Below are 8,392 nucleotides of genomic sequence, written 5' to 3' on the forward strand. Positions count from 1 at the left end.
AAGCATCGGCATGAACAAGCAAACCGAACCCTTCCTGCTCGACGCCACCGCCGAACAGGTTCCGCAGGTCGGCATCTCGCGTCCGCATGAATCCGCCCACCTGCACGTGGCCGGCACCGCCACCTACACGGATGACATCCCCGAGCTGGCCGGCACGCTGCACGCCGCGCTCGGCATGAGCACCCGCGCGCACGCCCGCATCAAGTCGGTCTCGCTCGACAAGGTGCGCGCCGCGCCCGGCGTGGTCGACGTGCTGACGGTGGACGACATCCCCGGCACCAACGACTGCGGCCCGATCATCCACGACGACCCGATCCTGGCGCGCGACGTGGTTCAGTTCATCGGCCAGCCGATCTTTATCGTGGTCGCGACCTCGCATGACGCCGCCCGCCGCGCCGCCCGCCTGGGCACGATCGACTACGAAGACCTGCCCCCGGTGCTGTCGCCGCAAGCCGCGCATGAGGCCGGCAGCTATGTGCTGCCGCCGATGCACCTGACGCGCGGCGAGCCCGCCGCGCGCATTGCCGGCGCGGCCCACCAGGACAGCGGCAAGATCCACCTGGGCGGCCAGGAGCAGTTCTACCTGGAAGGCCAGATCTCTTACGCCGCACCGCGCGAGAACGACGGCATGCAAGTGTGGTGCTCGACCCAGCACCCGACCGAGATGCAGCACGCGGTGTGCCATATGCTGGGCTGGCATGCACACCAGGTGCTGGTCGAATGCCGCCGCATGGGCGGCGGCTTCGGCGGCAAGGAATCGCAGTCGGCGCTGTTCGCCTGCTGCGCCGCGCTGGCCGCCTGGAAGCTGATGTGCCCGGTCAAGCTGCGCCCGGACCGCGACGACGACATGATGATCACCGGCAAGCGCCATGACTTCGTGTTCGACTACACCGTGGGCCACGACGACGAAGGCCATATCGAGGGCGTGAAGGTCGAGATGGTCTCGCGCGCCGGCTTCTCGGCCGACCTGTCGGGCCCGGTGATGACCCGCGCCATCTGCCACTTCGACAATGCCTACTGGCTGCCGAACGTGCAGATCGACGGCTACTGCGGCAAGACCAACACACAGAGCAACACCGCCTTCCGCGGCTTCGGCGGCCCGCAGGGCGCGTTCGCGGTCGAGTACATCCTGGACAACGTCGCCCGCGCGGTCGGCAAGGATTCGCTGGACGTGCGCCGCGCCAACTTCTACGGCAAGACCGAGAACAACGTCACGCCTTACGGCCAGACCGTGGAAGACAACGTCATCCACGAGCTGATCGACGAACTGGTGGCCAGCAGCGAATACCGCGCCCGCCGCGAGGCCACGCGCGCGTTCAACGCCACCAGCCCGGTGCTGAAGAAGGGCATCGCCATCACCCCGGTGAAGTTCGGCATCTCGTTCAACGTGGCCCACTTCAACCAGGCCGGCGCGCTGGTGCACGTCTACAACGACGGCTCGGTGCTGGTGAACCACGGCGGCACCGAGATGGGCCAGGGCCTGAACACCAAGGTGGCGATGGTGGTGGCGCATGAGCTGGGCATCCGCATGGAACGCGTGCGCGTGACCGCGACCGATACCAGCAAGGTGGCCAATACCTCGGCCACCGCCGCTTCCACCGGTGCCGACCTGAACGGCAAGGCCGCGCAGGACGCCGCCCGCCAGATCCGCGAGCGCCTGGCCGTGTTTGCCGCGCGCAAGGCCGGCGTGGAGCCGTCCGAGGTGCGCTTCAACGATGACCTGGTCAGCGCCGGCGAGCTGCGCCTGTCGTTCGGCGAGCTGGCGCGCGAAGCCTACGTGGCACGCGTGCAGCTGTGGTCCGACGGCTTCTACACCACGCCCAAGCTGCACTGGGACCAGAGCAAGCTGCAGGGCCGCCCGTTCTACTACTTTGCCTACGGCGCCGCGTGCTCCGAGGTGCTGGTGGACACGCTCACCGGCGAATGGAAGCTGCTGCGCGCCGACGTGCTGCACGACGCCGGCCGCTCGCTGAACCCGGCGATCGACATCGGCCAGGTCGAAGGCGCCTTTATCCAGGGCATGGGCTGGCTGACCACCGAGGAACTATGGTGGAACAAGGACGGCAAGCTGATGACGTACGCCCCGTCCACGTACAAGATCCCGACGGTCAACGACTGCCCGGAGGAATTCAACGTGCGCCTGTTCCAGAACCGCAATGTCGAGGACAGCATCCACCGCTCCAAGGCCGTGGGCGAGCCGCCGCTGCTGCTGCCGTTCTCGGTGTTCTTCGCGATCCGCGACGCCGTGGCTGCCGTTGGCGACTACCGCATCAACCCGCCGCTGAAGGCCCCGGCCACCAGCGAGGCGATCCTGGACGCCGTCGACGCCGTGCGCGAAGCCGCGGCGCAGCCAGCCTGAGCTGGCTGAACGATCGCAGGAAGCGCGCGCCTGCGGGCGCCGCCGGACTTTCCCCTCTTGGCCGCGTTGACGGGCAAGGGGCCGGTGGAAGAAGCAGGCGCGCGCCACCCTTGCGATGACATGGCGCAGGCAGCACCACAGCATCAAGCAGCAACCAGGCAACACCGACAAGGCCCCCGACATGCAGGACGCACCGCTCAAACCCTTCCGCTTCGCCGACGCCACCCGCATGGTGCGCGCCGGCGTGCCGGTGGCGATGGTCACCATTGTCGAGGTCAAGGGCTCGGCCCCGCGCGAGGCCGGCATCCGCATGCTGGTCAGCGCCGACGACCTGGTCGGCACCATCGGTGGCGGCCACCTGGAGTGGCGCGGCATGGATATCGCGCGCGAGATGCTGGTGCGCGGGGAGTCGCGCCGTATCGAGCGCATTCCCCTCGGGCCGGCGCTCGGCCAATGTTGTGGCGGCGTGGTGCAACTGGCGTTCGAGGTGCTGGGCCAAGCCGACCTGGGCTGGCTCGATGTGGTCGAACGCAATTTCAAGGCAGGCAAGGCGCTCCAGCGGCAGGTGCCGGCCAGCGGCACGATCACATATGGCGACAGCCACGCCGTCATCCCCGGCGTGACGCTGCATGCCGACGGCAGCTGGATCGACACGCTGGTGCCCGACGCCATGCACGTAGTGCTGTTCGGCGCGGGCCATGTCGGCCATGCGCTGGTCAAAGTGCTGGCCACGCTGCCGTGCCGCGTGCACTGGGTCGACGAGCGCGACACGCTCTTCCCCGGCGGGCTGCCCGACAACGTCGAGGCCGAGGCCAGCGACACGCCTGAGGCCGTGGTCGCGCAGGCACCCGCCGGCAGCTATTTCCTGGTCATGACGCACAGCCATGCGCTGGACCAGACCCTGTGCGAAGAAATCCTGAAGCGCACCGATTTCGCCTACTTCGGCCTGATCGGTTCCAAGACCAAGCGCGCGCGCTTTGAACACCGCATGGCCGAGCACGGCATCGACCCGGCCCGGTTTGCGGAAATGACATGCCCCATGGGGGTTCCCGGGATCACTGACAAAGCTCCGGCTATGATTGCGGTAGCCATCGTCGCCCAGCTGCTCCAGGTCCGCGAACAGCGCCTTGCCGCGCTGCGTCTGGGCCGCCCGGAGGCGGTGCATCCCTGAACCCGTGCCGCCGGCCCCGCCGGCAGGTACAGAAAAGCCCAGAAACGAGGCCCCCATGACCATCGATGCCGCGCTCGCGGACCAGATCCGCCGCACTCCCAAGGCCGAACTGCATGTGCATATCGAAGGCACGCTTGAGCCGGAACTGATCTTCCGGCTGGCGCAGCGCAACCAGGTTGCGCTGCCCTACCCGAGCGTCGAGGCGCTGCGCGCCGCCTACGCCTTCACCGACCTGCAGTCGTTCCTGGACATCTACTACGCCGGCGCCAGCGTGCTGCTGACCGAGGAAGATTTCTTCGACATGACCATGGACTACGTCAAGCGCGCCGTCGCCGACAACGTCCGCCACGCCGAGATCTTCTTCGATCCGCAAACCCATACCGCGCGCGGCGTGCCCATTGGCGTGGTGATCGACGGCATCGCCGATGCCCTGGCCCAGGCGCGCACCGAATATGACTTCTCCAGCAGCCTGATCCTGTGCTTCCTGCGCCATCTGTCGGAGGAAGACGCCTTCGCCACGCTGGAAGCGGCGCTGCCCTACCGCGACCGCTTTGTCGGCGTCGGGCTGGATTCGTCGGAGCAAGGCAATCCGCCGGAGAAATTCGCACGCGTGTTCGCCAAGGCGCGCGAGCTGGGCCTGCACCTGGTGGCCCACGCGGGCGAGGAAGGCCCGGCGCAATACGTCACCGACGCGCTCGACATCCTCAAGGCGCAGCGCATCGACCACGGCGTGCGCGCCATCGACGATCCCGCGCTGGTGGAACGCCTGGCGCGCGAGCGCGTGGCGCTGACGGTGTGCCCGCTGTCGAACGTCAAGCTCAAGGTCTACCCGGACCTGCGTGACCACCCGCTCAAGCGCATGCTCGATGCCGGCGTGGTGATCACGCTGCATTCGGACGATCCGGCCTACTTCGGCGGCTATATGAACGCCAACTGGGAAGCCACCTTCGACGCGCTGCCGCTGGACGCGGCCGATGCCCACAAGCTTGCCCGCAACAGCTTTGAAGCGGCCTTCCTGCCTGCCATGCAGAAGGCTGAATTCCTGGCGGAAGTCGACCACTTCTGGTCGAGCCCGCCCAAGTCCCCGCCCGCAACGGCCCCAGCGGCCTGAGCGCGGCGCATGCAATAGCCCGGCCCGCTGCTTGAACCATGCGGTTCCGCGCGGGCCGGCCACAAGAGACAAACCATGACGACCAACCCCAAGACTGATTCCCTCACCCGTGCCATTCGCGGCCGCGTGCTGCATTTCCTGCGCGATCCGCAATTCCATGAGGACGCGTATCAGTATTGGGACGACGGGGTGCTGATCGTCACCAACGGGCGCATCGCCGCCGCCGGCGACTACACGCAGCTGGCTGCGCGCATTCCGGCCGACGCCGAGATCGTCGATCACCGCGGCAAGCTGATCGTGCCCGGCTTTATCGACACCCACGTGCACTACCCGCAGACCGACATGATCGCGTCGCCGTCGCCGGGCCTGCTGCACTGGCTCGAGACCTACACCTTCCCCGAAGAGCGCCGCTTTGCCGACCCCGACTACGCGCGCGGCGTGGCCGGCTTCTTCACCGAAGAACTGCTGCGCAACGGCACCACCAGCGCGGTGGTCTGGAGCACGGTGCACAAGGCCTCGGCCGAGGCCCTCTTTGCCGAAAGCGAGGCGCGCAACCTGCGCATGATCACCGGCAAGGTGATGATGGACCGCAACTGCCCGGAATTCCTGCGCGATACGGCCGAGACCGGCGCCCAGGACTCCGCCGACCTGCTCTCGCGCTGGCATAACAAGGGGCGCCTGGCCTACGCCATCACGCCGCGCTTTGCGCCGACTTCGACCGAGGCGCAGCTGGCCGCCTGCGGCGAGCTGGCGCGCGCCTACCCGGACGCCTTTATCCAGACCCACGTGGCCGAGAACCGCGACGAGGTCAAATGGGTGGCCGAGCTGTTCCCGGACGCACGCAGCTACCTGGACGTGTACGACCGCTACGGCCTGCTGCGCCCGGGCGCGATGTACGGCCACGCCATCTACCTGGACCAGGACGATCGCCGGCGCCTGGCCGACAGCGGCGCCGCGGTGGCGCATTGCCCCACCTCCAACCTGTTCCTGGGCAGCGGCTTCTATGACTTCCACCAGTCCGACGCCAACCGCCTGAACGTGACGCTGGCCACCGACGTGGGCGGCGGCACCTCGTTCTCGATGTTCCGCACCATGAACGCGGCGCACAAGGTGGCGCGCATGGGTGGCTACTACCTGACCGCGCTGCGCATGTTCTACCTGGCCACCCGCGCCGCGGCCGAGGCACTGGGCTGGACTGACCGCGTCGGCAGCTTCAGCGAAGGCTGCGAGGCCGACTTCATCGTGCTGGACCCCAAGGCCACGCCGCTGATCGCCCGCCGCAGCAACCGCTCGGAAACGCTGGAAGAAGAACTGTTCGCCTTTGCCATGCTGGGCGACGACCGCGTCATCGACAGCGTCTATGTGATGGGCGAGGCCGCCCACGTGCCGGCTGCCTGATCCGTCACCTGGCCAGCAGCCGCCCGCCGCCATGCGGCGGGCGCGCTTTTACCGCTTCGCCCCCGCCTCCGGCTTGACGACCGTCAAGACCGTCTCCGACAAAGCCTTCTAACCTTGCGGTTCTGCCGCGGCCGTTCTGCGTTGCCGTGCGCCCATACCCATCCGACCGCAATCAGAAGGTTCTGCATGACCGCTTCCCAATCCGCTGCTCACGCCCCTGAGCGCGCCCATGGCCCGCATGACGTGCCCCATGCCGCGCGCAAGGGCGCGCCCAACCACACCCCGCTTCCGGAGCCGATCGCGCCGGACGCCCCGATGCCCTCGCGCAAGATCATCCGCGGCTGGCTGATCCCGCTGGGCCAGCGCAGCACGCCGCGCGCACTGCTGCTGTTTGCCTTCGACTACCTGCTGTTCGGGGCCGTGCTGGCCGGCGTGGTGCTGGCGCAGCACTGGGCCGCCAAGCTGGCACTGGGCGTGCTGGCCGGGCTGATCATCGCGCGCCTGTTTATCATCGGCCACGATGCCTGCCACCAGAGCCTGACCCCGCGCCGCGGCCTGAACAAGTGGCTGGGCCGGCTCACCTTCCTGCCCTCGCTGACGCCGTACAGCCTGTGGGAAGTCGGCCACAACGTGGTGCACCACGGCTACACCAACCTGAAGGGCTTCGACTTCGTCTGGGCGCCCTACTCGCTGGAAGAATTCAACGCGCTGCCGCGCTGGCGCCGCGTGATGGAACGCATCTACCGCACCGGCTTCGGCCCGGGCCTGTACTACCTGGTGGAAATCTGGTGGTGCAAGATGTTCTTCCCCAGCAAGCGCCAGATGGCCACGCGCCGCCCGATCTTCACCGGCGACTGTGTGCTGGTAGCTGGCTTCGGGCTGGCCTGGATCGGCGCGCTGGCTGGCCTGGCACTGGCCGCGGACCAGTCCGTCTGGATGCTGATCGGTGCCGGCTTCGTGCTGCCCTTCCTGGTTTGGAACGTCACCGTCGGCTTCGTCCTGTACGTGCACCACACCCACACCAGCGTCGCCTGGTATGACACCAAGGCCATGTGGGCCAAGGCGCAGCCCTTTGTCTCGACCACCGTGCACCTGCGCTTCCGCCACGGCATCGGCGCCGCGCTGCACCACATCATGGAACACACCGCGCACCACGTCGACATGAGCGTGCCGCTGTACCGCCTCAAGCGCGCCCAGGCGCTGCTGGAGCACGCGCTGCCGGGCCGCATCATCATCGAGAACTTCTCCTGGCGCTGGTATTTCGACACAGCGCGCCGCTGCAAGCTCTATGACTTCAAGGCCCTGTGCTGGACCGATTTCCGCGGCCGCCAGACCAGCGACAACGCGCCTGTACCCGCCTGAGGGTGCAGGCCTTGTGGCGGCGGCAGGTGGACGCTTGCCGCCACTGCCGTTATAATTGCCGCTTCCATTGGGGAGTAGCCGCCCTGCTCTCACCGCGCCGCGCAATGCGGACTCCGGGGGACAGGGGCGTACGTCAACAGACTTGACCGCTTGCGGTTATGGCGTGCGCAGCTCCGGACCCGCCTGGCCGTACTGATACGGCCCCGGCAACGTCCAGCCTGGCGAGACCGATGACCATACCTTTCTGGCCGGGCCGGGAAAGGTGTGCGTCATTGGCATCTCGCGATGCATTGCGGCCCAGTTACCCCACAAGACCAATATGGAAGCCTTCCTCGTCTCCACAGGCATCGTCGCCCTCGCTGAAATGGGCGACAAGACGCAATTGCTGTCGCTGGTGCTGGCCGCGCGCTACCGCAAGCCCGTTCCCATCATCCTCGGCATCCTGATCGCCACGCTGTTCAACCATGGCTTTGCCGGCGCGCTCGGCGGCTGGATCACGCATGTGCTGGGCGAAAGCCTGCTGCGCTGGATCCTGGGCCTGGGCTTTATCGCGATGGCGGGATGGATGCTGATCCCCGATAAACTCGACGACGCCGAACAGGCCAAGCCCGTCAAGGGCGCCCTCGGCATCCTCGGCACCACCATCGTGGCCTTCTTCTTTGCCGAGATGGGCGACAAGACCCAGATCGCCACCGTGGCGCTGGCCGCGCGCTTCAGCGACGCGGTGATTCCCGTGGTGGCCGGCACCACCTTCGGCATGATGGTCGCCAATGCACCGGCGGTTCTGCTTGGAGACAAGTTTGCCAACAAGATGCCGATCGCGCTCGTGCACAAGATCGCGGCGGGGATTTTCCTGGTGCTGGGGGTGCTGGCGTTGCTGAATATCGGCGGATAAATCGACAAATCGGCATAGGGGGTAGCCATCCTGGCTACACCCCTGCCACACCACCCGGCATGCGGGTCCGCACCGGGCGGTTCGAGGGGTTGAGGT

General features: G+C 67.4%; 6 protein-coding genes and 1 riboswitch. All 6 genes read left to right on the plus strand.

Features of this window, described 5'->3' with window-relative positions; all coding sequences use genetic code 11:
- Nucleotides 1–10: 10 nt before the first annotated feature.
- The 6 genes from xdhB to ACW4E8_RS08605 all read left to right on the plus strand — a co-directional run bounded on the left by xdhB (nt 11) and on the right by ACW4E8_RS08605 (nt 8,296).
- Nucleotides 11–2,359 (plus strand): xanthine dehydrogenase molybdopterin binding subunit, encoded by a 2,349-nt coding sequence (gene xdhB, locus ACW4E8_RS08580; protein WP_456804096.1) that lies wholly within the window; start codon nt 11–13, stop codon nt 2,357–2,359.
- 181 nt (nt 2,360–2,540) lie between these two features.
- A complete protein-coding gene (xdhC, locus tag ACW4E8_RS08585; RefSeq protein WP_456804116.1) occupies nt 2,541–3,530 on the plus strand; it encodes a xanthine dehydrogenase accessory protein XdhC in 990 nt (329 codons plus the stop codon).
- 55 nt (nt 3,531–3,585) lie between these two features.
- The gene (locus ACW4E8_RS08590) at nt 3,586–4,641 is read left to right on the plus strand and encodes an adenosine deaminase (protein WP_456804097.1); all 1,056 of its coding nucleotides are present in this window, start codon (nt 3,586–3,588) and stop codon (nt 4,639–4,641) included.
- Between the two features lie 75 nt (nt 4,642–4,716).
- A complete protein-coding gene (gene guaD, locus ACW4E8_RS08595) occupies nt 4,717–6,039 on the plus strand; it encodes a guanine deaminase (protein ID WP_456804098.1) in 1,323 nt (440 codons plus the stop codon).
- 186 nt (nt 6,040–6,225) lie between these two features.
- Nucleotides 6,226–7,401 (plus strand): fatty acid desaturase, encoded by a 1,176-nt coding sequence (locus ACW4E8_RS08600; RefSeq protein ID WP_456804099.1) that lies wholly within the window; start codon nt 6,226–6,228, stop codon nt 7,399–7,401.
- 46 nt (nt 7,402–7,447) lie between these two features.
- Nucleotides 7,448–7,656: riboswitch (yybP-ykoY riboswitch) on the plus strand.
- Between the two features lie 64 nt (nt 7,657–7,720).
- The gene (locus ACW4E8_RS08605) at nt 7,721–8,296 is read left to right on the plus strand and encodes a TMEM165/GDT1 family protein (protein WP_456804100.1); all 576 of its coding nucleotides are present in this window, start codon (nt 7,721–7,723) and stop codon (nt 8,294–8,296) included.
- The last annotated feature ends 96 nt before the right edge of the window (nt 8,297–8,392 follow it).

Source organism: Cupriavidus sp. CP313 (genome assembly GCF_054072015.1).

What these genes read in the sequence shown, in the direction of transcription:
- xdhB (WP_456804096.1), top strand. Translation starts at nt 11, where the DNA reads ATGAACAAGCAAACCGAACCCTTCCTGCTCGACGCCACCGCCGAACAG.
- xdhC (WP_456804116.1), top strand. Translation starts at nt 2,541, where the DNA reads ATGCAGGACGCACCGCTCAAACCCTTCCGCTTCGCCGACGCCACCCGC.
- ACW4E8_RS08590 (WP_456804097.1), top strand. Translation starts at nt 3,586, where the DNA reads ATGACCATCGATGCCGCGCTCGCGGACCAGATCCGCCGCACTCCCAAG.
- guaD (WP_456804098.1), top strand. Translation starts at nt 4,717, where the DNA reads ATGACGACCAACCCCAAGACTGATTCCCTCACCCGTGCCATTCGCGGC.
- ACW4E8_RS08600 (WP_456804099.1), top strand. Translation starts at nt 6,226, where the DNA reads ATGACCGCTTCCCAATCCGCTGCTCACGCCCCTGAGCGCGCCCATGGC.
- ACW4E8_RS08605 (WP_456804100.1), top strand. Translation starts at nt 7,721, where the DNA reads ATGGAAGCCTTCCTCGTCTCCACAGGCATCGTCGCCCTCGCTGAAATG.